Below are 25,717 nucleotides of genomic sequence, written 5' to 3'. Positions count from 1 at the left end.
GCGTCGCGGCGAGATCGATTATTTCCACGCGGAAAGTGATTGTGTAAAGTTAACCAAATGTTGCTTCGAGCAAAACCAGCGGTGCTCGTGCCGGTTTTGCTGAGGTTCCTGCCCAGTCGCTGGGCAGTCCGCCGGATATGTCCCTCGGACTGCGTATCGGGCAAGCTGAAAGTGCCTGTTTTCAGGCTGCCAAACGATTCGTGATCGATCGCATCATCGACCGTTCTTGGGCTGATATGCAGGGAAATCATGTATACGTATGCACGACGCTGCCTGTGCGCGTCGAACGTATGCGATGTCGGCCTTGAGCTTGGTTTCCGTCCGGCGTGACGGACTGTGCCGCGACAGCGGCCGATCCGGGGCAGGGGCTCCGCAACGTCCGATGCATCCCGGGCGCCTCCGCCTGGGTTGACGGAAGGCGCGCCCTGCACGACCTCCCTCCCCTCACCCGCGCCCCGTGGAGCCCGCCCCTGCCCTCCCCGAAGACCTCCCGCCGCCATGCCGATCTCGGGCCCGACTTCTACGACGTGGTCGCGCCGGCCGATTTCCCGCAGGCGATCCTGCGCTACCGCAACCAGGACTGGGCGCAGCGGGTCGGGCTCGACGGCCTGAGCGAGGCGGCGTGGATCGCGCATTTCGCGCGGTTCGAGCCCTTGCCCGGCAGCTTCGAGAAGCCCCTGGCCCTGCGCTATCACGGCCACCAGTTCCGCTCCTACAACCCGGATCTCGGCGACGGGCGCGGCTTCCTGTTCGCGCAGCTCCACGACCTCCGGGACGGGCGGCTCCTCGATCTCGGCACCAAGGGCAGCGGCCGGACGCCTTGGTCGCGCACCGCCGACGGGCGGCTGACCCTGAAGGGCGGCGTGCGCGAGGTGCTCGCCACGGCCCTGCTGGAGGCGTTGGGCGTCGAGACCTCCAAGAGCTTCAGCCTGATCGAGACCGGCGAGGCGCTGGAGCGGGGCGACGAGCCCTCCCCCACCCGCTCCGCGGTGCTGGTGCGGCTCTCCCACGCGCATCTGCGCATCGGCACCTTCCAGCGCTTCCTCTTCCTCGACGAGCCGCACAACATCGCCCGCCTCGTCGACTACGTGGTGGCGACCTACTATCCCGATATCCAAGAGGCCGATCCCGCGGAGCGCGCGCGCGCCTTCTTCACGGCGCTGACGGCCCGGGTCGCCCGCATGGGCGCGCAATGGATGGCCGCGGGCTTCGTCCACGGCGTGCTCAACACCGACAACATCAACGTCACCGGCGAGAGCTTCGATTACGGGCCCTGGCGCTTCGCGCCGGAGAACGACCCCGCCTTCACGGCGGCCTATTTCGACCAGTTCGGCCTCTACAGCTTCGGCCGGCAGCCCGAGGCGCTGTTCTGGAACCTGAGCCGGCTCGCCGAATGCCTGATCCCCCTCGTGCCCCAGGACAGGCTGGAGGCGGCGCTGAAGGGCTTCGGGCCGGCCCTGCAGCAGGGCTTCGCCGAGGCGATCCTGTTCCGGCTCGGGATCGTCCCCCGGGAGGGGGAGGGCGAGGCGGCGGTCCACCGGCTGGTGGGCAGCCTCTGGAGCTTCCTCGAAAAGACCCGGGCGCCCTTCGAGCGCGTCTTCTTCGACTGGCGCGGGGGCCTCGCCAGCGAGGCCCGCGCCGCGGCGAGCCCGGCCGCGCCCTTCTACGCCCGCGACGCGTTCCGGCCGGTCCACGCCGCCCTGCAGGCGATGCGGCCCGCGGCGGACGCGAATCTCGACCATCCCTATTTCGCCGATCCCGCGCCCTGCACCCTGCTGATCGACGAGGTCGAGGCCCTGTGGGCGCCGATCGCCGAGCGGGACGACTGGTCGGCCCTGGAGGCCAAGCTCGCCGCCATCGCCCGGATGGGGCAGGCCTACGGCACGCGGCTCGAGCCGGCCTGACCGCCCGTGAGCCTGTTCCGGGGGAGCCTGCGGGCGCATCTCTTCGACGCCGTGCTGCGGCTGGCCGTGCGCCGGCGGCTCGGGCAGGTCTTCGATGTCCAAAAAATCCGGGCCTCCCTCGACCGCCGGGGACGGCCGGACCCGCGCGGCGTGGCCTTCACCCCGGGCGCCCTCGGGGGCGTGCCGGGGGAATGGGCGGTCGCGCAGGCGGGGGAGGGGGAAGAGACGGCCGGAGAGACGGCCCCTGCCCTGCTCTATTGCCATGGCGGCGGCTTCATCGCCTGCTCGCCGAAGACCCACCGCCCGATCACCGGCGCCTTCGCCCGGGCGGGCTTTCGGGTCTTCGTGCCGGATTACCGGCTCGCCCCCGAACATCCCTTCCCGGCGGGACTCGAGGACGTGGTCGCGGCCTGGGCCGCCCTGTCGGCGCGGGGGCCGGCGGCGATCGCGGGGGATTCCGCCGGCGGCAACCTGGCCCTCGCCACCCTGCTGGAGGCGCGCCGCCGCGGCCTGCCGCCGCCGGCGGCCGCCGCCCTGTTCTGCCCGGTGACGGATCTCCTCGGCCGCAGCCCGTCCCTGCGCCGGAACGCGGCCTGGGACGCGATGTTCAAGCCGGAGGCGCTGATGCGGCTGGCGCCGGTCTATCTCGCCGGGGCCGATCCGGGCGATCCCCGCATCTCCCCGATCGAGGGGGATCTCGCCGGCCTGCCGCCGCTGCTGATCCATGCGGGCGAGCGGGAGATGCTGCGCGACGATTCCGTGCGCTTCGCCGACAAGGCGCGGGCGGCGGGGACCGCCGTGACCCTGAGACTCTGGCCGGTGGTGCCCCATGCCTGGCAGATCGCCGGGGACGCGCTGCCGGAGGCGCGGCTGTCGCTGGCCGAGGCCGCCGATTTCCTGCACCGGCATCTTGCGCGCAGGGCCGCCCTGGACGAAGCGATGCCGGCATGAGCATGCCCGGCCCCGACGATCCTCTGGACCTGTTGATCGTGGGGGCGGGCTTTTCCGGCCTCGCCCTGGCGATCCGGGCCGAGCGGGCCGGGTTGCGCAACTTCCTGATCCTGGAGAAGGCGGGAGCGGTCGGCGGCACCTGGCGGGACAACACCTATCCGGGGGCGGCGAGCGACATCCCCTCGCATCTCTACGCCCTCTCCTTCGCCCCCAAGGCCGATTGGAGCCGGCTCTATCCGCGCCAGCCGGAGATCGCGGCCTATCTCGAGGGCCTCGTCGCCGCCCATGGCCTCGGCGACCGCCTGCGCCTCTCCACCCCGGTCGGCGCCTGCCGCTGGGACGAGGCGGCGGGGCGCTGGCGGGTGGAGACGCCGCACGGCACCCTGACGGCCCGCGCCCTCGTCCTGGCGGTCGGCGGCCTGCACGAGCCCGCCCTGCCCGCCCTCCCCGGCCTCGACCGCTTCGCGGGCGCCGCCTTCCACTCCGCCCGCTGGGACCACGGCGTGCCGCTCGACGGCAAGCGCGTGGGGGTGATCGGCACGGGGGCGAGCGCCGTTCAGTTCGTGCCGGAGATCGCCGACCGGGTCGGGCACCTCGTCCTGTTCCAGCGCTCGGCGCCCTGGATCCTGCCCCGGTGGGACCGGGCGCTCGCGGGCTGGGAGCGGGCGCTCTATGCGCGCCTGCCGATCCTGCGGCGGCTCTACCGGCTCGCCCTGTACGGGCGGCAGGAGGCCCCTGCCCTCCTCGGCTTCACCCGCCTCTCCCGCCTGACGGCCCTCGCGGAGACGCTCGGGCGCCGCCACCTGCAGCGCGCGGTCTCGGATGCGCGCCTGCGGGCCAAGCTGACGCCGGATTTCCGCCTCGGCTGCAAGCGGGTGCTGCTCTCCGACGACTACTACCCGGCGCTGGCGCGCAGCGGCGCCCTGGTGGTCCAGGCGCCGATCCGGGAGGTACGGCCCGGCGGCGTCCTCGCGGCCGACGACGTCGAGCACCAGCTCGACGTGCTGATCCTCGCCACCGGCTTCGAGGTCGCGGGCAGCGTCGCGCGCATCGCCGTGACCGGCCGCGGCGGGCGCAGCCTGACGGAGGCCTGGTCCGGGGGGCGCGACGCCTTCCAGGGGCTCGCCGTGCACGGCTTCCCGAACCTGTTCCTGCTGCTCGGCCCCAATACCGGCCTCGCCCACAACTCGGTGCTCCTGATGATGGAGGCGCAGCTCGACCACGTGCTCGGCGCCCTGCGCCACCTGCGCCGCCATCCCCGGGCGGCGCTCGACGTGCGCCCGGACGCCCAGGCGCGCTTCCGGCAGGCGGTCGATGCCAGGATGCGCGACAGCATCTGGCTGCGGGGCGGCTGCGGCAGCTGGTATCTCGACGCGGCGGGGCGCAACCGCGCCCTCTGGCCCGGCACCGTGGGGGCCTATCGCCGCGCCGCCGCCCGGCTGCGGCTGCGCGACTACGACACGCGTCCCCAGGCTTCCCAGGCTCCCGCGCCGGCCGAGACGAACGGGGCGGATCGGTCCGCCTCGTGACGGGCGCCCCGGCGCCGGGCCCCTCCCCGGCCGGCGGACCTGCATGGAAATACAACCTGTACGGGCTAACGAATACTTAGAAAAACTTCTGCTAAGGATGACTTCCTGAGCCCGACATGGTGAAGGAGACGATTAATTAATCGCCATCCTTCATGATTTCTCAATGCCATCTGGATCGAGACACGTTCGCACGGCATGGCGTCTGATCGCCATCCTTCCGCTGCTTTCCGTGCCGTCCGGCCCGATCCGGGCGGAGACTCTGGAAAGCGCCCTGTCGCGCGCCTACGCGGCCAATCCGACGCTGAACGCGCAGCGCGCCAATGTGCGCTCGACCGACGAGAACGTCGCCATCGCCCAGTCGGGCTACCGACCCACCGCCAGCATCACCGCCGATATCGGCCTCGAAACCCTGTCGGGGACGATCCAGAGGGCGACGGTCGACCAGCGGGTCACCCGCCCGGGCGGGGCGGGGCTGACCGTCAACCAGATCCTGTTCAACGGCTTCCGGACCGACAACCAGACCCGCCGGGCGGAATCGGGCGTGCTCGGCGCCCGCGAGACCCTGCGGCTCAGCGAGATGCAGACGCTGTTCGGCGCCGCCCAGGCCTACATGAACGTCCTGCGCGACACCGCCACCCTCGAGCTCCAGCGCAACAACGTCGAGGTGCTCGAGGAGCAGCTGCGCCAGACCCGCGACCGCTTCAACGTCGGCGAGGTCACCCGCACCGACGTCGCCCAGGCCGAGGCCCGCCTCGCCGGCGCCCGCTCCCAGGTCAGCGCCGCCGAGTCCAACCTGCGCTCCTCCATCGGCGTCTACCGCCAGGCCATCGGCGTCGAGCCGCGCCAGCTCGCCCCCGGACGCCCCCTCGACCGCTACGTGCCCGCCAGCCTCGACACCGCCGTCACCATCGGCCTGCGCGAGCATCCCCAGATCCTGGCCGACCTGCACGCGGTCGATGCCGCCGAATTGCAGGTCAAGGTGCTCGAAGGCGCGCTCGCCCCGCAATTCGGCATCCAGGGCAACGTCCAGCAGCGCTACGACCAGACCCTGCCCGGCGACAACGGCGTCACCGCCTCCATCGTCGGCCGCCTGACCGTGCCGCTCTACCAGGGCGGCCAGGAATACGCCCAGATCCGCCAGGCCAAGGAACTCGTCAGCCAGGCCCGCCTGCTGGCCGAGCGCGACCGCGACGCCGTGCGCGCGGCCATCGTCCAGGCCTGGGGCCGGCTCGAGGCGGCCAAGGCCCAGGTCATCGCCTCCCAGGCCCAGGTCCAGGCCAACGAGGTCGCCCTCAACGGCGTGCGCGAGGAGGCCCGGGTCGGCCAGCGCACCACCCTCGACGTGCTCAACGCCCAGCAGGAACTGCTCAACGCCCGGGTCAACCTGATCCTGGCCCAGCGCGACCGCGTCGTGAATTCCTACGACGTCGTCCAGGCCGTCGGACGCCTCACCGTGCGCTTCACCGCGCTGCCCGTGGCCGCCTACAGCGCCAAGGAGCATTACGACCAGGTCAAGGATCTCTGGTTCGGATTGCGCACACCCGACGGACGATGAGCGGGCGGCCCGGGCTCAGGCGTCGCGGAAGGCGGCCGCCACGCCGGCCCTGAGCATCCGCGCCTTCGCCTTCAGGAAGGCGGCGAGGTCCATGAGGGCGAGGATCGCGCCGAAGCCGAGGCGCAGGATCGGGCCGTGCGGCTCGGGCGCCTCCGCGCGATCGTACCAGAGGGGGTCGTCCTCGACCGGCATCGGGGCTCCGGTGGCCTGATGTTTACACTTCCGTTACCAAACCACAGGCGTCCCGCCCTGTCGATGACACCACCGTCGCTTGTTCTTCCGATTCCGACGGGGCGTTCTACGGAGGGCGCCCGCGCCCCCTCCCCTCAGATCAGCTTGAAGTTCGCCTTCGCCCGGCTGAGATTCGGGTTGTAGAACGGGTCGCGGGACAGGCGCTTCTCCCAGCGCTCGACCATGGTCCGGGTCTCCCCCTCGAAGCGGGCGCGCTTCTCGGGCGTGTCCTCGAAGCCGCGGCTCTTCGATTCGTGGTGGATCAGCACCGCGTGCGGGGTCCAGATCACCCGGTAGCCGGCCTGGCCCACCCGCAGGCAGAGATCGATGTCGTTGAAGGCCACGGCGAGCCGCGCCGCATCGAAGCCGCCGACCGCCTCGAACACGTCCCGGCGCATGGCGAGGCAGGCGCCGGTCACCGCCGAGACCTCCTGCGCCACCACCATCCGGGCGAAGTAGCCGGGATCCTCCCGCACGATGCCGAGATGGGAATGGCCCGCGATGCCGCCGGCGCCCAGCACCACGCCGCCATGCTGCAGCGTCCAGTCCGGATAGAACAGCTTGGCGCCGACGGCGCCGACCTCCGGCTCCGCGGCGATCGAGACGAGCTCGGTGAGCCAGCCGGGCTCCACCACCTCGATGTCGTTGTTGAGGAAGAGCAGGATGGAGCCGCTTGCGGCGGCCGCCCCCGCGTTCGAGAGCTTCGAGAAGTTGAACGGCCCGGGGCTCTCCACCACCCGCACCCGCGCGTCGTCGCGGTAGCGGTCGAACAGCGCCCGGGTCTCGGGCTCGCGGCTGTCGTTGTCGACGATCACCGCCTCGAGGGCCGGGTAGTCGGTCTTGGTGAGCAGCCCGTCGAGGACGACGCCGAGCAGTTCCGCCCGGTCCCGGGTCGGGATCACCACGGAGACCAGGGGGGCGGGGTCGGGCAGGGCGCGCACCAGCCGGTTGAAGCCCTGGCCGCCGCGCTCGGCCCGGTGCGGCCAGCCCCTCCGGGCGATGGTCTCCTCCAGCGCCCGCAGCCGCGCGGCCTCGGCCACGGCGAGCGCCTTGTCCGAATAGGTGCCCGAGCCGATGGCGGTGCGCCAGTGATAGAGCACCTTCGGGATGTGGTGGACGCGGGCGGCGGGCAGGTCGTCGCCGATGCGCAGGAGCAGGTCGTGGTCCTGGCTGCCCTCGAAGCCGGGGCGGAAGCCCCCGGCCCGGCGGATCCGCTCGGTGCGCAGCACGGTCAGATGGTTGATGTAGTTCTGGGCGAGCAGGAGCTCCGGGTTCCAGTCCGGCTTGAAATGCGGCTCGAAGCGCTTGTCCCGGGCATCGACCTTGTCCTCGTCCGTGTAGACGAGATCGAGGCCGGGATCGGCCACCAGCGCGGCGGCGACCTCGTGGAGGGCGTGCTCGGGCAGGAGGTCGTCATGGTCCATCAGGGCGCAGAACGTGCCCGTGGCGAGCGCCAGGGCGTCGTTCGAGGCCCGGGCGATGTGGCCGTTCTCGGACCGGCGCACCAGCCGGATCCGGGGCTCGGTGGCGGCGGCCTTCTCCAGGAGGCGGGCGATGCCCGGCCGGTCGGAGGCGTCGTCGGCGATGCAGAGCTCCCAATGCGGGTAGATCTGGCCGCGCACGGAGGCGATCGCCTTCTCCAGCACCGCCGGGTCCGGGTTGTAGACCGGCATCAGCACCGAGATCGTCGGCGGCGCGGCCCAGCCCGCGAGCGCCGCGCGCATCCGGTCGCGGTCGGCCTGGGTGAGCGTGTCGAAGCGGGCGATCCAGTCGTCGTAGCCGGCGAGCGCCTTCGGCTTGATCGCGGATTCGATCCGGTACTTCGCCCGCAGCCGCCGCTTCAGCAGCCACCACCAGGCCCCCTCCGCCGCGAGCCGCGGCCGGCGGGCGAGCGCCGTGCCGATCAGGCGCGCGGGATGCGGCTCGGCGATGCGGATCTCGGTCAGCGGCGGCAGAACGTCGTCGAAGGTCGGCGCGAGCTCGAGGTGGCACACGGCCTCGGGCAGGATCCCGGTCCAGCTGAAGCGGCCGCTGCCATCCGCCGAGAGCGTCAGCTGGGGCTTGTAGGCCGCCTGTTTCAGGCCGGCGCTCAGGGTCACCCGGCTGAAGGCGGCGCTGGTGGCATCGCGGAAGCTCACGGTGACGAAGCGGAGGCCGAGGCCCTCCCCTTCGAGGTCGACGAGGCGGCGGGTGCCGCTGCCGGCGAGGGGCAGCAGGCGCGGCGCCTGCCCGCGGCGGAGCAGCGTCGCGGTGGCGGCAGGCGCGCTCATTCGTGGGCGTAGGCGAGATCGGCGATGGCGCCGGCCTCCGCCTCCCAGGCGACCTGGGGCGCGCCCGTCTTCTGCACGAGGCAGGCGGAGGCGAGGAAGGCCTGGCCGTAATCGAGCCCCGCGAGCGGCCCCCCGGCGGCGGCCACCGGCACGGCCATGGCCGGCAGGTCGTAGCCGGCGCCGAGCAGGGTGAAGCCGGTATGGGCGTTGAACAGCCCGCGCCAGCCGTTCTCGGAAAAGCGCCAGAAGTCCCAGGGCTCCTCGTGCAGGGGCCACATCGGGTGCGACTGGATATAGGCGAGGCCGCCCTCCCGCATCACCGCGTTCATCTCCAGGGCCACCTTCCAGGGCAGGAGCAGGTGCTCGAACACCGAGACCGAGAAGACGTAGTCGAACGGCCCCGCCGTCCCGGGGGGCAGGTGGCGGGAGAGATGGTGCGCGTCGCCCACCACGTCGACATTCGGCCCCGCCTTCACGTCGAGGCCGGTATAGGGCAGCCCGTCCGGGAAGTTGGACCGGTAGGAATGGCCGCTGCGCGCCCGCGAGCCGATCTCCAGGAGAGGGCCCGGCGCCTCCGCCACATGCGCGCGGAAGCGCTCGAACAGCGCGCTCATCAGCGGCCGGCCCGGCGGCATCGAGGCGGTGTCCCGCGGGCCGGTGCGGCGCCCGTCCGGCCAGACCAGGGCGAGGGCGGAATCCGGCACGATCACCTCGGCCGTGACGGCGGCGATGCGGAAGCCCCAGTCGCGCGCCCGCGGCCCGAAATGCGGGACGAGGTCCTCCCGCGGCGCCCGGGACGCGCAGGTCTTGGCCGCCTTGCCGCCGATCAGCAGGCGCGGCAGCGCGCCGTCGGTCCAGCCGGTCACGACGACGCATCCGCGGAGAATGGCGAAGGTGTCGATCGCGAAACGCATCCGGGGCCTCGAGGAGAGGGCGCGGGTCTAGCCGCGGGGCGGGCGGGGATCAACTCGGGCCGGGATCTCCCTGCGTCCTTTGGCCCCCCGACAGGGCCGTTGCGCGCCCCATGTAGTCCCCGTCCGCCCGGAAGGAGCGCGCCATGCCGTCGTCCCTGTCCCGCCGTTCGCTGATCGCCGCTGCCGCGCTGGGGCCCCTCGCCCCGCCCCTCGCACGGGCCGCCGCGGCGGAGCCGGCCCTGCTCGCGCGAAGGATCCCCTCCTCGGGCGAGAGCCTGCCGGCGATGGGCATCGGCACCTCGCGCCGCTACGAGGTGCCGCCGGTGCCCGAGCAGGTCGCGCCCCTGCAGGCGGCGGTGGAGCGCTTCGCGGCCCTCGGCGGCCGGGTGATCGACACCGCGCCGAGCTACGGCACCGCCGAGGACGTGCTCGGCCTGATCCTGTCCGGGAGCGACCTGCGCCCGAACATCTTCCTGGCGAGCAAGGTCTCCGAGAGCGGCCGGGAGGCGGCGCTCGCCCAGATCGAGCGCTCGTTCCGGCGCCTGCGCACGAACCGGATCGACCTGATCGCCGTGCACAACCTCGTCGACACGAAGGGCAACCTCGCCCTCCTGCGCGATCTGAAGGGGCAGGGCCGGATCCGCTATCTCGGCGTCACGGTCTGGCGGGACGACCAGTTCCCCGACCTCGAGGCGGTGATGCGCGAGGCCGCCCTGGACGTCGTGCAGGTCAACTACGCCCTCGACAACCGCAAGGCGGCCGAGCGCATCCTGCCGCTCGCCGCCGACCGGGGCATGGCGGTGATGGTCAACGTGCCCTTCGGCCGCGACCGGCTCCTCAACGCCGTCAAGGGGAAGCCCCTGCCCGACTGGGCCCGGCCCTTCTGTGCGAGCTGGCCGCAATTCTTCCTGAAATACGTCCTGGCCCACGAGGCCGTGACCTGCCCCATTCCCGGAATGGCCAAGGTGGCCTACGTCGAGGACAATCTCGGCGCCGCGCGGGGGCGCCTGCCCGATGCCGGCGAGCGCCGGAAGATGGAGGAGCTCATCGATGCCGCTTAACGTTCCGCCGCCCCATCGCCGCGCCGTGCTCGCCGGTCTTTTCGCCGGCCTGTTCGCCGGCGTCCTCGCCCTGCCGCTCGCCGGCCGGGCCTTCGCGGAGAACGGGACCAAGCGGATCGGCATCATCGGCGGCGGCCATATCGGGAGCACCTTCGCCGCGCTCTGGAGCAAGGCCGGCTACGAGGTGCTCGTCGCCTCCCGCCACCCGGAGGAGCTGAAGGGTCTCGTCGAGAGCCTGGGGCCGAAGGCCAGGGCCGGCACGCCGGCCGACGCCTTCGCCTTCTCCGACGCGGTGTTCCTGGCGATCCCCTACAGCGCCTATCCGGCCTTCGCGAAGGAGCATGCCGCCGCCCTCAAGGACAAGATCGTGATCGATGCCGGCAACGCCACCCAGGGGCGGGACGGGGCGGTCTACGAGGAGGTGGCGGCCGAGGGCATCGCCGCGGCGTCGCGCAAGTACCTGCCCGGGGCGCGGATCGCCCGCGCCTTCAACGCGATCAACTACAAGATCTTCGTGGCCCAGGCGAACCGCCCGGCCCCGCGCATGGCGGTGCCGATCGCCGGCGACGACGAGGCCGTGGCGGTCGCCAGGATCCTCGTCGCCGATGCCGGCTTCGACCCCGTCGTGGTCGGCCCCCTGAAGGAGGCGGACACCTTCGCCATGGGCTCGCCGGGCTTCGGCCACGACCTGCCCGCGCCGGAGCTGAAGGCCAAGCTCGGGCTGAAGCCTTGAGCGCGGCCCCCGCCCCCCTCCTGCGCCGGCTCGTCGACATCCGGCCCGGAGAGGGGCAGGCCCTGGCCTGGTCCTGGGCCTATATCTTCGCGCTGCTCGCCGCCTATTACGTGCTGCGCCCGATCCGCGACCAGATGGGCGTGGCGGGCGGGCTCGAGAACCTGCCCTGGCTGTTCCTGGCGACGCTCCTCAGCATGCTCGCCCTGAACCTGCCCTTCGGCTGGCTGGTGAAGCACCTGCCGCGGGCGCGCTTCGTGCCCCTCACCTACCGGTTCTTCGCCCTGAACATCCTCGGCTTCGCCCTGGCCGTCTCCCAGGTCCGGGGGGAGGCGGAGATCTGGGTCGGACGGGTGTTCTTCGTCTGGCTGTCGGTGTTCAACCTGTTCGTCGTCTCGATCTTCTGGGCGACCGTCGTCGACATCTTCTCGACCGAGCAGGGCAAGCGGCTGTTCGGCTTCATCGCTGCCGGGGCGACCCTCGGGGCCATCACCGGCTCCGCCTTCACCGCCGTGCTCGCCCGGGACGTGCCGACCGCCTGGCTCCTCGTGGCCGCCGCGCTGCTGCTCGAGGCGGCGGTCTTTGCCATGCGCGGCCTCGCCCGCCTCTCCGACGCGCTCCGTGCGGTGCCGGCCTCCGAGCAGGCCCGGGCCATCGGCGGCAGTCCCTTCGCCGGCATCACCCGCACGGTCCGCTCGCCCTACCTGCTCAACATCGCGCTGTTCCTGCTCCTGTTCTCGATCACCTCGACGGTGCTGTATTTCGAGCAGGCGGGGATCGCGAAGCGCAGCTTTCCCGACCGCGCCGCCCAGACCGCCTTCTTCGCCAGCGTCGACCTCGCGGTGAACCTGCTGACCCTGGGCGTGCAGCTCTTCCTCACCGGGCGGATCACGCAAGCGATCGGCGTCGGCCCGACCCTGGCGCTCCTGCCGGCGGCGAGCATCGCCGGCTTCGCGGCCCTCGCCTACGCCCCGACCATCACCGTGATCGTCGCCTTCCAGGTGCTGCGCCGCGCCGGCAACTTCGCCATCAGCCGGCCGATCCGCGAGGTGCTGTTCACCGTGGTGCCGCGGGAGGACCGCTACAAGGCCAAGAGCTTCATCGACACCGTGGTCTACCGCACCGGCGACCAGATCGGCGCCTGGTCGACCTGGGCCATCGGCGCCCTCGGCCTGACCGGATCGGCCGCCGCGCTCCTGGCGGTGCCGCTCTCGGCGGCCTGGCTCGTCAACAGCCTCTGGCTCGGGCGGGCCCAGGAGCGGCGGGCGGAGGCGCTGGCGGCGCAGGACGAAGGGTCGCAGGCGGCAGGAGAGGACGTGCCCGAGGGCCGGGCGCGCGTGGCCGAACCGGGGCGCGCATGAATTGAGGGCGATCTTCCAGGAGCGAATGTCTCGATATCCCCGTGTTCTAGGGAAGTTTATCCTCAATAAAGGCAAAGTTATAACAATTAAAAACAACAAGTTGTATAAAAGATCGGTTGATACTTCGGCGTGACTGTGCTGGTTTGCCGCTCGACGAAGCATCGTCGCGCATGCCCCGTCGTGCCCTCGCGCGCGCCGGCCGCCGCGATGCGCCCCCGCTCTTTCGGGGGTCGAGACCATGCCGAGGCCCATGCCAACGATCTCGCACGACGCGGCCGGCCGTGCCGGTTCCGGCCGGACCGACGACGGGGCGGCCCCCGGTCCCTGGGGCCTGGCCGCGCTCGCCGCCCGCAAGCCGGTCTATCTGGCGCTGGCCCGCCGCCTCACCGGCTGCCCGGCCCTCGCCGAGGACGTGGTGCAGGACGTGTTCCTGCGCCTCGTCGCCGAGCCGCCCCACCGGGGCCGGGGGGCGATCCCGGGCAAGCCCGAGGCCTATGTCGCCGGCATGGTGCGCAACCTCGCCATCGACCGGGCGCGCCGCCTGCGCTTCGAGGCGCGGGTCTTCACCGATCTCGACGGGGCGGGGGAGGCTGCGGGCGGCCTCACCCCGGAGGCGGTCGCCTCGGACCGGCAGCGCCTGCGCCTCGCCGAGGCCGCCCTCGACGGGCTGCCGGAGCCGGTGCGCACGGTCTTCTGCCTGCACCGGCTGCACGGCGTGCCGCAGAAGGACATCGCCGCCCGGCTCGGCGTGTCACGCGCCCTCGTATGCGGCCTGGTGCGGCGCGGCCATCTCGGCTGCCTCGCGGCGCTGGAGGGGGGCTGCCCCCTGGCGGGATCCGCGCAGGAAGCCGAGGAGGAGCAGGGCCCCGAGCCCGTCGGCGAGGAATTCCGCCGCCAGCCGGCTGCCCAGCACGCCGTCGAAGCCGTAGAGCTGCGGTAGCACCAGGAGCGGCGGGATCAGGGCGAGGCCCTGGGCGGAGAGCGAGACCGCCGCGGCCCGCCGCGGCGCGCCGATCGCCTGGAACAGGGTGGCGGCGGAGAGCTGCAGCCCCACCGGCATGAAGGCGAGGGCGAAGGCGCAGAGCGTGCGCGCCCCGGCCGCGATCGTCGCCGCATCCTGCGCCACCAGCCCGACCAGCGGCTCCGCGAACACGATCATCAGGGCGCCGACGACGAGGCCGTAGGCGAGCGCGCTCCCGGTGACGAAGGCCAAAGCCGCGTCCCGCCGCCGGCCCTGCCCCGCCCCGTGGGCGAAGCCGAGCACGGCCTGGGCCCCGGCCATGACCCCGAGCAGGGGCAGGGCCGCGACCATGACGAGGCGCAGGCCGAGGCCGAGGGCCGCCACCGCGGCCTCGCCATAGGCGGCGCCCGCGCGCACGAACAACGCCATGGCGAAGGCCGCGAGCAGGCTCGAGGCGGTGACCGGGGCGCCGATGCGCAGGAGCTCGCCCGCGTGAGCCCGGCCCGCTTGCCCCATCCGCCAGGGTGCCCGGAAGGCGATGCGGTCCGGCGGACGCGCCGTCCGGAAATGCCAGACGAAGGCGAGGGCGGCCGCGCCCTGCGCGAGCAGGGTCGCCCAGCCCGCCCCGACCGTGCCGAGATGCAGGCCCCGGATCAGCAGGGCGTCGAGGGCGATGTTGAGGCCGAAGGCCCCGACCATGACCGCGCCGGAGAAGCGGGCGAGGCCCTGCGCCCGCACGACGAAGCCGCCGACGATCATCACCAGCATCAGGCCGGTGCCGAGGGTCGCGAGCGCGGTATAGGGCGCGGCGGCGGCGGCGAGGGAGTCGTCGGCGCCGAGCAGCCGCAGCCAGAACGGCGCGTCGAGGGCGATCAGCCCGGCGAGCAGGGCACCCGGGGGCAGCACCAGCCAGAAGCCGAGGGAGGCCGCCTCCTCGACGCCGCGCCGGTCGCCGCGCCCCAGCGCCCGGGACAGGATCGAGGCGGCACCGATCCCGCCGCCATAGCCGAGCGCGGCCACGAGCAGCGTCACCGGATAGGCGATGCCGATCGTGGCGATGGCCGCGGCGCCGAGATCGGCCACGAACCAGGCATTGGCCAGCATCTGCAGGGAATGGGCGGAGATGCCGAGGATCGCCGGCCCGGACAGGCGCAGGATCAACGGGACCACCGGCGCCCGCCCGAGATCGAGGGGCGCGCGAACGGGGGCGCTCACGACGCCCGCAGGGCCGGGCGGTTGGCGGCGCGGGCCTCGGCCTCGGCGTCGAGGATGGTCCGGGCGATGGCGGCGGCGCGCACGGGCAGGATCGAGAGCAGGGTCTCGGTGAGGCCGTGGCTCGCCTCGGCGAAGCCCTGGAGATGCACCGTGACCCGCGGATCGGCCCGCTCCAGGGGCAGGCGGTAATGCCGGTCGACGGTCTCGCCGGCGAGGAAGGGGCGCAGGCCGTCGAGCAGGGCGGGCAGCGTCGCCCGGGCATAGCCGGTGGCGAGCACGATCAGGTCGTACTCCGCCGTGTCGACCGTGCCGGCGAGGCGGTCGCGCAGGGTCACGCGCAGGCCCCCGGGGCCGGCGGCGACGGCCTCGGCCACCGTGTTGCGCAGGAGCCGGTTGCGGGCCTCGCCCGCGACGCGCTCCTCGTAGAGCGTGGCGTAGAAGCTCTGGATCAGGTCGGAATCGACCACCGCGTAGTTGGTGGCGCGGTAGCTCGCCAGGAGATCGGCCCGCATCGCCTCCGGGGCGTCGTGGACGAGATCGACGCTCTCCGGATCGAAGATCTCGTTGACGAAGGGGCTGTCGTCGGCGGGCTTGAGGGCGGGGCCGCGGATGGCGAGATCGACCCTGGCCTCCGCGTAGCGGCTGCCCGCATCGACCGCGACCTCGACGGCGCTCTGGCCGGCGCCGATCACCAGGATGCGCGGCGGCGCCGTCCGCGCCCGCGGGTCGCCCAGGGCCGCGGCGATGCCCGGCAGGTAGCCCGAGGAATGGATCACCCGGGGATCGGACAGGCCGGCGAAGGGCGCCGGGACCACCGGCTCGCCGCCGGCCGCCAGGACGAGGTGGCGGCAGCGGCGCTGGCGCAGTTCGCCCGCGGAATCGCGGGCCAGGACGCCGATCGCCACGAGGCGCCCGTCCCGGGTCTCGGGCTCCACCGCCTCGACCCGCTCGCCATAGGCGGCGTGCTCGGTGAAGTGGGCGGCGGCCCAGGCGAGGTAGTCGTTGTACTCGACCCGGGAGGGGTTGAAGGTCTTCAGGTTGAGGAAGGCGTTCAGCCGGCCCTTCTCGTGCAGGTAGTTGATGAAGCTGAACGGGCTCGTCGGGTCGCGCAGGGTCACGAGATCCTTCACGAAGCTGATCTGCATGTCGGCCCCGGGCAGCATCATGCCCCGGTGCCAGCCGAATGCGGCCTGGCGCTCCAGGAACAGCATGGAGGGGCGCTCGCCCCGGGCGCGGGCCGCGTCCGCGAGCGCGATCGCCAGGGAGAGATTGGCCGGGCCGAAGCCGATCCCGAGGATGTCGGTGGTCGAGGGAGGCGTCATGGGTGCTCTCTGAAGGCGTGAGGTCAGACGGCGGCGGGGCGCGGGGTCGCGTCGGCCGCGGCGGCGCCCGGCACCCAGAGCCGGTCGCGGAAGAAGTGGTCGCGGGTCAGCATCACCAGGGCGGCCCGCTTGTGCGGGAAGTCGACCGTGGCGACGGTGGAGAAGCCGGAGCCGTGCAGGTTGCGGATCTGCTGGGCGTGGTCGGCCCGGGGCTCGCCGACGATCCGCCGGGTGCGGGGATCGTCGAGGAAGAGGAAATGCATCAGCGAGGGCAGCCAGGCGGAGACGTAGCGCCGGCCGCGCACGCCCTCCTCCCCCACCGCGACATGCCAGCCGCGGTCGTAATCCGCCGCCGCGTAGAGCGGGCCGAGGCGGTTCTCCTTGGCCCAGTACAGCTCGAAATAGGCGAAGGGCTTGTCGTCGAGGCAGCCGAACAGGGGCAGCATGTGCGGATCGGCCTGCAGGCCCTCGAGATAGGCGCGGTGCCGGTCGAGATCGCCGCGCTCGTCCCAGATCGCGGCCACGCGGTCGTCGTTCATCCAGCGGGAGAACAGGGCGACGTCGCCGGGCTCGGTCAGGGTGCGGAAGCTGAGCGACTGCCCGAGCCAGGGGATCTCCCGGCGGTAGAGGAGGCCCTCCGGCGCCTCGGGCCGCAGGGGATGGCGCCGGCCGTGGCTGATCGTGGGAAGCTCGGGGAAGGGCGGGCGCGCCTGCGGCAGCCAGCCCTGCGCCACCTGCCAGAGCAGGCCCGGCAGGATCTCGACGCGCCCGTCCGCCCGCCGGGCGGCGCCCTCGGCGACGAGCCGCGCCGCCGCCTCCGGGCAGGGGCCGGGCTCGACCAGGATGCGCGTGACCCCCGCATCCTCCGCCGTCAGCGCCTCCGCCCTGCGCAGCAGCGCCTCGGCCGCCGCGCCCGCATGCGAGGCGGCCTCGAGGCGCAGGACGGGCTCCTTCGCCTCGCCCGTCACGCTCAGGCGCACCGTGTTTTCCTCCCGCACGTCGAACGCTCCCGTCTCATCCCGTGAAGTCCCGGGCTTTCCGCGCCCCGGTCCTTCCATGACGGATGAGCCGCGGGCCGGTTCACGGGCCGCGGCGAAATCGAGCGGAGGCGTTGGGCGGGCGCGGCTCGTGAACCGGCCCCGCCCTCATCCGTCTTGTCAGGGATGACCCAGACCGCGATCCCCGACCCCGTTTCCGAATCCGCCGACTGGAGCGCCGGCCCGCTGATCGTGGTGCAGGACGCACGGGGCCACCGGGCGCTGTGGCCGGCGGAACGGGCCCTGCCGAAGGGCTGGGACTTCCTGCACGGCCCCCTCCCCCTGGCCGCGGCCAAAGCCTGGCTCGACGCCCCGGAGAAGGCCGGTCCGGTCCCCTCCCCGCCCCGTCCCGCGGCCTGGCCCGAGGGCGTGGACGAGAGCATCCCCGCCACGCTGGCCCGCCTCGCCCGCGCGGCGCCGGAGCATCCGGCGATCCTGTTCGGCGGGGAGACCCTCACCCGCGGCGGCCTCGACGCGCGGGCCGGCCGCCTCGCCGCCGGGCTCATGGCCCGCGGCATCGGCCGCGGCCACATCGTCGCCGTCGCCCTGGAGCGGGGGCCGGAGGCGGTCGCCGCCTTCCTCGGGGTGCTGCGCGCGGGCGCCGCCTTCCTGCCCCTCGACCCGGCCGCGCCCCCGGAGCGGATCCGGCTGATGCTGGAGGATGCGGGCGTGCGCCACGTCCTCGCCCCGGCCGCGCTCGCCGCGCGGCTGGACCTGCCGGCAGGCGCCGCGGCGCTCGACCCGGCCGCCTGCGACGCGCCGCCGGGTGCCGAGCCGGCCATCGGCCCGGAGGACCCGGCCTATGTCATCTTCACCTCGGGCTCGACCGGGCGGCCCAAGGGCGTGCTCGTCGAGCACGGGCCGCTCGCCATGCACTGCTTCACCACCGGCGCGGCCTACGAGATGGGCGAGGCCTCGCGGGAACTGCACTTCCTCTCCTTCGCCTTCGACGGGGCGCATGAGCGCTGGATGACGCCCCTGGCCCTGGGCGGGGCGATCGTCCTGCGCGGTCCCGAGCTCTGGACGGCGGCCGAGACGCTCGCCGTGATCCGCCGCCACCGGGTCACCCATGCGGGCTTCCCGACGAGCTATGTCGGCCAGCTCGCCGAATGGGCCGACACCCTCGGCGAGGCGCCCCCGGTCGAGGTCTATTCCTTCGGCGGCGAGGCGATGTCGCAGGCGGTCTTCGCCAAGGTCGGCCGCGCCCTGAAGCCGCGCCTGCTGATCAACGGCTACGGGCCGACCGAATGCGTGATCTCGCCCCTGATCTGGAAGGTGGCGCCGGGCACCGCCTTCCCCGAGCCCTACGCCCCGATCGGCTCCGCGGTCGGCGCGCGACGGACCTACGTGCTCGGGCCGGACCTGGCGCCGGTGCCCGCGGGCGAGACCGGTGAGCTCTACATCGCCGGCGGCCTGGCGCGGGGCTATCTCGGCCGGCCGGGCCAGACCGCCGAGCGCTTCCTGCCCGATCCCTTCGACCCGGCGGGGGGCCGCATGTACCGCACCGGCGACCTGGTGCGGCTGCGCCCGGACGGGGCCCTCGCCTATGCCGGCCGGGCCGACGACCAGGTGAAGATCCGCGGCCACCGGATCGAGCTCGGCGAGGTCGAGGCGGCCCTGCGCGCCCTCGACACCGTGGCCGAGGCGGTGGTGGTGAAGCGGGAGGGGCCGGCGGGCCCCTATCTCGCGGGCTACGTCACCCCCGCCCGGGGCCGGAGGCCGGAGGCGGGCCGGCTGCGGGCGGCCCTCGGCCGGGCGCTGCCGGATGTCATGGTGCCGGCGCGGCTCGTGGTGCTCGACCGCCTGCCCGTGACCACCAACGGCAAGGTCGATCGCCGGGCCCTGCCCGATCCGGCCGCGGACGAGGCCCCGGCCCGGGCGCCCGAGGGGCCGACCGAGACCCGGCTCGCCCGGATCTGGTCGGAGATCCTCGGCTATCCGGTGAAGGCGGCCGACCGGCCCTTCTTCGAATGCGGCGGCGATTCCCTCTCGGCCCTGCGGCTGGTGGCACGGCTGCGCCTGATCGCGCCCCAGGGCGGCATCGGCGTCGCCGACCTCCTGCGCAACCCGACCATCGCCGCGCTCGCCGAACGGATCGAGGCGGGACGCGGCGAGACCGGGGGCGATGCCCTCGCGCCGGTGGTGGAGCTGAGCCGCGGCGGCGACAGCGCGGCGCCGCTCCTCGTCCTGTTCCCGGGCCTGCTGGTGAGCACCCGGGAATACGAGCCGCTGGTGGCCCATCTCGGCGCCGAACAGCCGGCCCTCGGCTTCCTCTGCGCCTCGCTGACGGAGGCGGTGCGCCCCCTGCCGGCGGTGGCCGATCTCGCCCGCGCCTATGCGGCGGCGGTGCGCCGGCGGGCCGAGGGGCGGCCTTGCATCTTCCTCGGCTGGTCCTGGGGCGGGGTGCTCGCCTACGAGACCGCCCGGGCGCTCGGCGAGGGCTTCCCCCTCCCCTTCGTCGGCATGCTCGATGCCTGCGGGCTGGAGGCGAATTTCGCGGTCGGCGCCGGCCGGCCCCTCGGGGCGGAGGAGCGGGCGGCGCACGAGGCGATGCTGGCGGAATGGCTGTCCCGCTCCGCGATGCGGGCCGACTGGGAGGCCCTGTTCCCGCGCATGGATGCGGAGGCACGGGGGCAGTTCCTGCGCTTCCTGGCGGCCGAGCCGCAGCCCCTGGCCGCGGACGGCCCGGAGGTCGGCAGCCGCGAGCGCATCCTCTGGACGCTCGTCGACCACGCCCTGCAGTTCCGGGCCCTGCGGCTCGGCCCGAGCCGGGTGCCGGTGCGGGTGTTCCGGGCGAGCCGCTCGGTGGCGGAGGGCCTGCCGATCCTCGACTGGTCGCGCCTCACCCCGAACCTGCTCTCCGACGAGACCATCCCCGAGACCGACCATCTCGACATCGTCCTGTCGCCGGCCTTCCACGCCCGCTTCGGGCATTGGCTGGCGGCGGCGCGGGAGACCCGGCGGCCGGCGGCCTGAGCGCCCGGCCGTCCCGAACCTGGATCGAAAGGAGCCCGATGACTGCCTTCGAGACCCTGCGCGACGCGCATGTCGTGATGCTCACCGGCACCTATCTCGACGGCTGCGCGGAGGGGCCGGACGGGGCGGGCTACGTCTTCTCCCGGGCGATCCCCGACCCGACCCTGAATTTCGCCTACGGCATCCGCAGCCCCGCCCAGCTCGACTGGGCGCGGGCCCAGGCCCAGGCTCTGGGCCGCGCCCCGGCAGTGCTGGCGCGGGAGGAGGAGCAGGCGGGGCTGCTCGCCCTGTGCAGGCCGGAGGCGACCTATCCCGCCCGCTGGATGCTGCGCCCGGCCGCCGAGCCGCCCGCCTGCGCGGCCCTGGAGGCGGTGGTCGTGGAGCCGCATGCCGATCCGGTGCCGCCGGAGGATTTCGTCGCGGTGTTCGGCGCCCTCTCGGACGAGCCCTTCGTGCGCGAGCACCTCGCCCGCTACTACCTCCCCTCCCTCGCCGAGGCCGCTTCCCCCGAGGCCATCGCCGCCCACCACATCGTGGTGCATCACGAGGGGGCGCCCGCGGCCTGCGCCAGCCTCTACCTGCAGGAGGATCTCGCCGGCCTCTACAACGTCTCCTGCCGGGCCGATCTCCAGGGCCGGGGCCTCGGCAGCGCGGTCACCGCCGCCGCGATCGGCCATGCCGCGGCGGAGGGCGCCCGCGCGGTCTTCCTGCAATGCCCGGCCGACGGCCCGGTCGAGCGCCTCTATGCCAGGGCCGGGTTCGAACCCGCCTACGCGCCGGTGCTGGTCTGCCTGCCGGAGGAATGAACGGTCCCGGCGGGCGCGGCCGGAGGCGCCCGCACGCAGCCCCCTCCCCCGCGGAGCGTGAAGAACAGATGTCGCGGAGCCCGCAGCGACGCGGTGGCGCCGCGTCGTTCCACGCAGGCGCGCAGCCTTGAAGAATCTGCTACCGCGTTGCGTCATGGCAGCGCGGCGGCCCCGGGACTGTTTCCGGACACAGGACAGAAACATGGGCCGCCTTTTGTTGCCGGATCGTCACCGGTGAGGGATCGGCGCCGCCGCGCCCGGGTCCCCTCCCCCGGCACAGTCAATCCCGTCGCGCGCTGGACCGGCCCCGCAGGGCAGCGCCTCGGATCGGAGACGGCAACGGGAAGGGCATGGGCCTCGTCCAGTACGCGCTGAAGTTCCGCATCACGACCTACGTGCTCGCCGTGCTGATGATGCTCGGCGGCCTGGGCGCGATCGTCGTCACGCCCAAGGACGTGCTGCCCACCGTCGACATCCCGGTCGTCGTGGTGGTCTGGACCTATACGGGCCTGTCCGCGCCGGAGGTCGAGAAACGGATCACGACCTATTCGGAATTCGGAATCTCCAACAACGTCAACAACATCGCCCGGATGGAATCGACCACCCTCCAGGGCACGGCGGTGATGAAGATCTATTTCGACCCGAGCGTCAGCATCGATCTCGCCATCGCCCAGATCGTCTCCTCCACCAACTCGATCCGCGCCCTGATGCCCCCCGGCGTGCAGCCGCCGGTGATCGTGCGCTTCTCGGCCTCCTCGGTGCCGGTGATCCAGCTGGCGCTGACCTCGGCCAAGGACAGCCTCAACAAGGTCTACGACTACGCCCAGTACCGGATCCGCCAGCGCCTGACCCAGGTGCCGGGCTCGACCCTGCCCTCCCCCTTCGGGGGCGCCCCGCGGCAGGTGATGGTCGATCTCGACCTGCAGGCCCTGCAGGCGCTGGGGCTGACCCCGCTCGAGGTCACCAACGCGATGACCTCGCAGAACCTGACGATCCCCTCGGGGCTCGCCAAGATCGGCGAGCAGCAATACCCGGTGCAGCTCAACGCCACCCCGGACGCCATTGCCCAGCTCAACGAGATCCCGATCAAGGTGGTGGCCGGCCAGCCGGTGCTGGTGCGCGACGTGGCCCATGTCCGCGACGGCGGGCCGCCCCAGGTCAACATCGTGCGCGCCGACGGCCAGGCCTCGGTGCTGATGCGGGTGCTCAAGAACGGCAACGCCTCGACGCTCGACGTGGTCAACAACGTCAAGAAGGCCCTGCCCGACATCCGCGCCGCCGCCCCCGAGGGCATGGAGATCAAGCCGCTCTTCGACCAGTCGGTCTTCGTCTCGGCGGCGATCGAGGGGGTGCTGCACGAGGCGGCCATCGCCGCCGGCCTCACCGGCCTGACCATCCTGCTCTTCCTGGGCTCCTGGCGCTCGACGCTGATCGTGCTGGTCTCGATCCCCCTCTGCATCATGACCTCGCTGGCGATCCTCGCCGCCCTCGGCCAGACCATCAACGTGATGACGCTCGGCGGCCTGGCGCTCGCCGTCGGCATCCTCGTCGACGACGCGACGGTGGCCATCGAGAACACCTACCGCCTGTTCGAGGAGGGCCGGCCCTTCCGCAACGCGGTGGTCGAGGGCGCGGCGGGCATCGCCAAGCCGGCCCTGATCTCGACGCTCTCGATCTGCGCCGCCTTCGTCTCGGTCTTCGCGCTCACCGACACCCCGAAATACCTGTTCACCCCGCAGGCGCTCGCGGTGGTGTTCGCGATGCTGACCTCCTACCTGCTCTCGCGCACCCTGGTGCCGGTGCTGATCGACGTGCTGGTCGCCCGGGAATACGCGCAGCATCACGGGCAGGACGAGGGGCTGCGTCGGGGCCGGATCGAGCGGGCGCTCGGTGTCCTGCTGCGCCCCCTGTTCCGCCTGGCCGGCGCCTTCCGGCACGGCTTCGAGGCGCGCTTCGCCCGCTTCCACCGCCGCTATCTCGGCCTGCTCCACGCGGTGCTGACCCACCGGCTCGCCACGCTCGCCACCGTCATCGCGATCCTCGGCGGCAGCGGCGTCCTGCTCGGTTTCACCGGGCAGGACTACTTCCCGCAGGTCGAATCGAGCCAGATGACCCTGCACCTGCGCACCCGGCCGGGCATGCGCATCGAGACCGCCGAGCAGGTCTTCGCCGGCGTCGAGGGCGTGGTGCGCGAGGTGATCCCCGAAGGCGAGATCGCGCAGATCCTCGACAACATCGGCATTCCGTCCAACAACTACAACTTCGCCTTCTCGGACGGCTCCTTCGTGTCCTACAACGACGGGCAGATGCTGATCGACCTGAAGGAGGGCCACGGCTCCGTGGCGCTCTACCAGAAGCGCCTGCGCCGGGTGCTGCGCGAGCGCTTCCCCGACCTGACGGTCTATTTCCAGCCCTCCGACATCATCACCCAGATCCTGAATTTCGGCGTGATCGCGCAGATCGACGTGCAGGTCTCCGGGCGCAACACCGACAAGGACCTCGAGGTCGCCCGGCGCATCGAGGCGCGGCTGAAGCGGACCAAGGGCCTCGTCGACGTGCATCTCCACCAGATCGTCGACGTGCCGCAATTCTTCGTGGACGTGGACCGGCGCCTCGCCTCCGAGCTCGGCCTGACCCAGCAGCAGATCGCCCAGAGCCTCAACGTCTCGCTCTCGGGCTCCTTCCAGGTCACCCCGAACTTCTGGACCGACCCGAAAACCGGCATCCCCTACCAGCTCTGGGTGCAGACGCCGGAATACCGCAACGACTCGCTGACCGCCCTGCAGAACACGCCGCTCCTGGCCCGGGCGGATGCGGCGGCGGCGACCTCGGGCAATGGCGGCCCCGGCGTGCTGACGCTGCTCTCGAGCGTGAGCCGCTTCACCCGGCAGCCGACCCAGACGGTGATCAACCACGTCAACACGCAGCCGACCTTCAACGTCTACGCCGCGGTGCAGGACCGCGACCTCGGCGCGGTGGCCCGCGACATCGACCGCATCGTCGAGGAGGAGCAGACGGCCCTGCCCGCCCCCGACAAGATCGCCGTGCGCGGCCAGATCGAGAACATGCGCGCCGCCTTCTTCCGGCTGGAGGTGGGCCTCGGCATCGCGCTGATCGCGGTCTACCTGCTCATGGCGGTGAACTACCAGAGCTGGGGCGACCCCTTCGTGGTGCTCGCCGCCCTGCCGCTGGCCTTCTGCGGCATCGTCGCCAGCCTGTTCGTGACCGGCACGACCTTCTCGATCCCCTCCCTGTTCGGGGCGATCATGTCGGTGGGCATCGCGAGCGCGAACTCGATCCTGCTCGTCACCTTCGCCAAGGAACACCGGGAGGCGACCGGCTGTTCGGCCTACGAGGCGGCGATCGCGGCCGGCGAGACCCGGCTGCGGCCGGTGCTGATGACCGCGGGCGCCATGTTCCTCGGCCTGATCCCGATGGCGCTCGGCACCGGCGAGGGCGGAGAGCAGAACGCGGCGCTCGCCCGGGCCGTGATGGGCGGCATCGCGCTCGGCACGCCGTCGACCCTGCTGTTCGTGCCCTTCCTCTACACCCTGCTGCGCCGCGGCCCGGTGAGGCCGCTCGAGGATTACGTATGAGTGCGCGCGTCGCGACCGGGACGGAGGACGGGGAGCGGCCGCGCCCGCCGGGCAAGGGCCTGTTCTTCCTCGTGGTGCTCGTGGCCGGCAGCCTGATCGGCTACGGCGCCTACGGGCATTGGCAGCGCAGCGCCGAGGCCGACGCGACCCGGCGCCGGCAGATCGAGTTCGTGCCCAAGCTGCGCACGGCCGAGGTGCAGCGCCTCGACGCGCCGATCGCCCTCACCCTGCCCGGCCAGACCGAGCCTTTCGCCACGGCCCGCATCTTCGCCCGCGCCACCGGCTACGTCGCCGAGCGCCGGGTCGATATCGGCTCCCGGGTGAAGAAGGGCGACACGCTCCTGCGCATCGCCGCCCCCGACCTCGACCAGCAGCTCGCCCAGGCCCAGGCCCAGCTCGGGCAGCTCGAGGCGCAGCGCCTGAAGGCCAAGGCCCTGGTCGACCAGGCCAAGGCCAACCTGACGCTCGCCGAGGTCACCAACAGCCGCACCGCGACCCTGGCCGGCCAGGGCTGGGCCTCGAAGCAGAACGCCGACAATTCCCAGGCGAGCCTGCTCAGCCAGAACGCCAACCTCGCCTCGGCGGAGGCCGACGTGAAGGTGGCCGAGGCCAACATCAAGGCGCAGCAGGCCACCGTCGATCGGCTGAAGGCGCTGACCGGCTTCGAGACCGTCACCGCCCCCTTCGACGGGGTGGTGACCACCCGCACTGTCGATGTCGGCGACCTCGTCCAGGCCGATGCCGGCGGGGGCACGGCGCTCCTCGCCATGGACCGGGACGACGTGCTGCGCATCTCGGTGAACGTGCCCCAGAACGCCGCGGTGGGGGTGGAGCCCGGCATCGCCGCCGAGATCAAAGTGCCGCAGATCCCCGGCCGCAGCTTCAAGGGCGAGGTCGAGCGCAGCTCGGTGGCGCTGCTCTCCGCCTCGCGCACCCTCACCACCCAGGTCGACGTGCCCAATCCCGACCGCGCGTTGCGCGCCGGGCTCTACGTGTACGTGACCCTGCAGATCCCCCGCACGCGCCCGAGCGTGGCAATCCCCGCCGAGGCCCTGGTGTTCAACCAGAAGGGCACGCGGGTGGCGGTGGCCCGCGACGACGGCACCGTCGCCTGGACGCCCGTGCGGATCGAGCGCGACCGGGGCGCCACCATCGAGATCGACCAGGGGCTCTCGGGCCAGGAGCGCATCGTGCTGAGCCCCCCCGCTGACCTCTCCGACGGCGCCCGCATCACCCCCCAGGCCCCCGCGGGCAAGCCGATGCAGGCGGCCGAGCGCTGACGGGCCGCGGCCCCGGAC

At 72.8% G+C, this 25,717-nt stretch carries 17 protein-coding genes and 1 pseudogene; 12 read left to right on the top strand and 6 right to left on the bottom strand.

The genetic code is table 11. The annotated features are described in order from the left end of the window. Window positions 1-470 precede the first annotated feature (470 nt). The 4 genes from MMB17_RS19630 (at window position 471) to MMB17_RS19615 (ending at window position 5,939) form a co-directional block, all read left to right on the top strand. Entirely contained in the window at window positions 471-1,904 is a 1,434-nt protein-coding gene (locus MMB17_RS19630) for a protein adenylyltransferase SelO (RefSeq protein WP_241102242.1), read from the top strand. A gap of 12 nt (window positions 1,905-1,916) precedes the next feature. Then, window positions 1,917-2,855 carry an alpha/beta hydrolase gene (locus MMB17_RS19625; protein ID WP_238311495.1) on the top strand — a complete coding sequence of 313 codons (939 nt, stop codon included), beginning with the start codon at window positions 1,917-1,919 and terminating at the stop codon, window positions 2,853-2,855. Continuing rightward, window positions 2,852-4,384 carry a flavin-containing monooxygenase gene (locus MMB17_RS19620; protein WP_241099985.1) on the top strand — a complete coding sequence of 511 codons (1,533 nt, stop codon included), beginning with the start codon at window positions 2,852-2,854 and terminating at the stop codon, window positions 4,382-4,384. The genes MMB17_RS19625 and MMB17_RS19620 overlap by 4 nt, the downstream gene beginning before the upstream one ends. A 163-nt stretch (window positions 4,385-4,547) precedes the next feature. After that, a complete protein-coding gene (locus MMB17_RS19615) occupies window positions 4,548-5,939 on the top strand; it encodes a TolC family outer membrane protein (RefSeq protein WP_241099984.1) in 1,392 nt (463 codons plus the stop codon). A gap of 15 nt (window positions 5,940-5,954) precedes the next feature. Here MMB17_RS19615 and MMB17_RS19610 read toward each other — a convergent pair whose 3' ends face one another. The 3 genes from MMB17_RS19610 to MMB17_RS19600 form a co-directional block, all read right to left on the bottom strand. After that, entirely contained in the window at window positions 5,955-6,131 is a 177-nt protein-coding gene (locus tag MMB17_RS19610; protein ID WP_238311350.1) for a hypothetical protein, read from the bottom strand. Window positions 6,132-6,265: 134 nt separating this feature from the next. Beyond that, entirely contained in the window at window positions 6,266-8,440 is a 2,175-nt protein-coding gene (locus MMB17_RS19605) for a glycosyltransferase family 2 protein (RefSeq protein ID WP_241099983.1), read from the bottom strand. Then, complete coding sequence (locus tag MMB17_RS19600; protein WP_241099982.1) at window positions 8,437-9,354, bottom strand: class I SAM-dependent methyltransferase; 918 nt, start codon at window positions 9,352-9,354, stop codon at window positions 8,437-8,439. Before MMB17_RS19600 ends, MMB17_RS19605 begins: the two co-directional genes overlap by 4 nt. A gap of 143 nt (window positions 9,355-9,497) precedes the next feature. Between MMB17_RS19600 and MMB17_RS19595 the strand changes: the two genes are divergently transcribed. From MMB17_RS19595 to MMB17_RS19580, 4 genes and pseudogenes are all read left to right on the top strand, one after another. Next, entirely contained in the window at window positions 9,498-10,415 is a 918-nt protein-coding gene (locus tag MMB17_RS19595; protein ID WP_241099981.1) for an aldo/keto reductase, read from the top strand. Then, the gene (locus MMB17_RS19590) at window positions 10,405-11,148 is read left to right on the top strand and encodes an NADPH-dependent F420 reductase (protein ID WP_241099980.1); all 744 of its coding nucleotides are present in this window, start codon (window positions 10,405-10,407) and stop codon (window positions 11,146-11,148) included. Before MMB17_RS19595 ends, MMB17_RS19590 begins: the two co-directional genes overlap by 11 nt. Beyond that, window positions 11,145-12,506, top strand: coding sequence for an NTP/NDP exchange transporter (locus tag MMB17_RS19585; RefSeq protein ID WP_241099979.1), 1,362 nt, complete (start codon window positions 11,145-11,147; stop codon window positions 12,504-12,506). Before MMB17_RS19590 ends, MMB17_RS19585 begins: the two co-directional genes overlap by 4 nt. Before the next feature lie 238 nt (window positions 12,507-12,744). Beyond that, window positions 12,745-13,230, top strand: a pseudogene (locus MMB17_RS19580) (sigma factor); the annotation flags it as partial. A 27-nt stretch (window positions 13,231-13,257) separates the two neighbouring features. Here the strand turns inward: MMB17_RS19580 and MMB17_RS19575 are convergent. From MMB17_RS19575 to MMB17_RS19565, 3 genes are read right to left on the bottom strand one after another with little or no spacing between them, the layout of a single operon-like run. Beyond that, window positions 13,258-14,682: an MATE family efflux transporter gene (locus MMB17_RS19575; RefSeq protein ID WP_241099978.1), complete on the bottom strand. Its 1,425-nt coding sequence runs from the start codon at window positions 14,680-14,682 to the stop codon at window positions 13,258-13,260. Further along, complete coding sequence (locus MMB17_RS19570) at window positions 14,679-16,004, bottom strand: lysine N(6)-hydroxylase/L-ornithine N(5)-oxygenase family protein (protein WP_241099977.1); 1,326 nt, start codon at window positions 16,002-16,004, stop codon at window positions 14,679-14,681. The genes MMB17_RS19575 and MMB17_RS19570 overlap by 4 nt, the downstream gene beginning before the upstream one ends. A 23-nt stretch (window positions 16,005-16,027) precedes the next feature. Continuing rightward, window positions 16,028-17,002 (bottom strand): GNAT family N-acetyltransferase, encoded by a 975-nt coding sequence (locus tag MMB17_RS19565; RefSeq protein ID WP_241099976.1) that lies wholly within the window; start codon window positions 17,000-17,002, stop codon window positions 16,028-16,030. A 165-nt stretch (window positions 17,003-17,167) separates the two neighbouring features. Between MMB17_RS19565 and MMB17_RS19560 the strand changes: the two genes are divergently transcribed. From MMB17_RS19560 to MMB17_RS19545, 4 genes are all read left to right on the top strand, one after another. After that, entirely contained in the window at window positions 17,168-20,017 is a 2,850-nt protein-coding gene (locus tag MMB17_RS19560; protein ID WP_241099975.1) for an amino acid adenylation domain-containing protein, read from the top strand. Between the two features lie 38 nt (window positions 20,018-20,055). Beyond that, window positions 20,056-20,823 (top strand): GNAT family N-acetyltransferase, encoded by a 768-nt coding sequence (locus tag MMB17_RS19555; RefSeq protein WP_241099974.1) that lies wholly within the window; start codon window positions 20,056-20,058, stop codon window positions 20,821-20,823. Window positions 20,824-21,173: 350 nt separating this feature from the next. Continuing rightward, entirely contained in the window at window positions 21,174-24,419 is a 3,246-nt protein-coding gene (locus MMB17_RS19550; RefSeq protein ID WP_241099973.1) for an efflux RND transporter permease subunit, read from the top strand. After that, window positions 24,416-25,699 carry an efflux RND transporter periplasmic adaptor subunit gene (locus MMB17_RS19545; RefSeq protein WP_238311362.1) on the top strand — a complete coding sequence of 428 codons (1,284 nt, stop codon included), beginning with the start codon at window positions 24,416-24,418 and terminating at the stop codon, window positions 25,697-25,699. Before MMB17_RS19550 ends, MMB17_RS19545 begins: the two co-directional genes overlap by 4 nt. Window positions 25,700-25,717: the final 18 nt, after the last annotated feature.

Origin of the sequence: Methylobacterium organophilum (assembly GCF_022533465.1) — a bacterium.
Classification (GTDB): domain Bacteria; phylum Pseudomonadota; class Alphaproteobacteria; order Rhizobiales; family Beijerinckiaceae; genus Methylobacterium; species Methylobacterium organophilum.
Note: the sequence above shows the minus strand (reverse complement) of the source record. Positions and strands in the feature narration are given on the sequence as shown.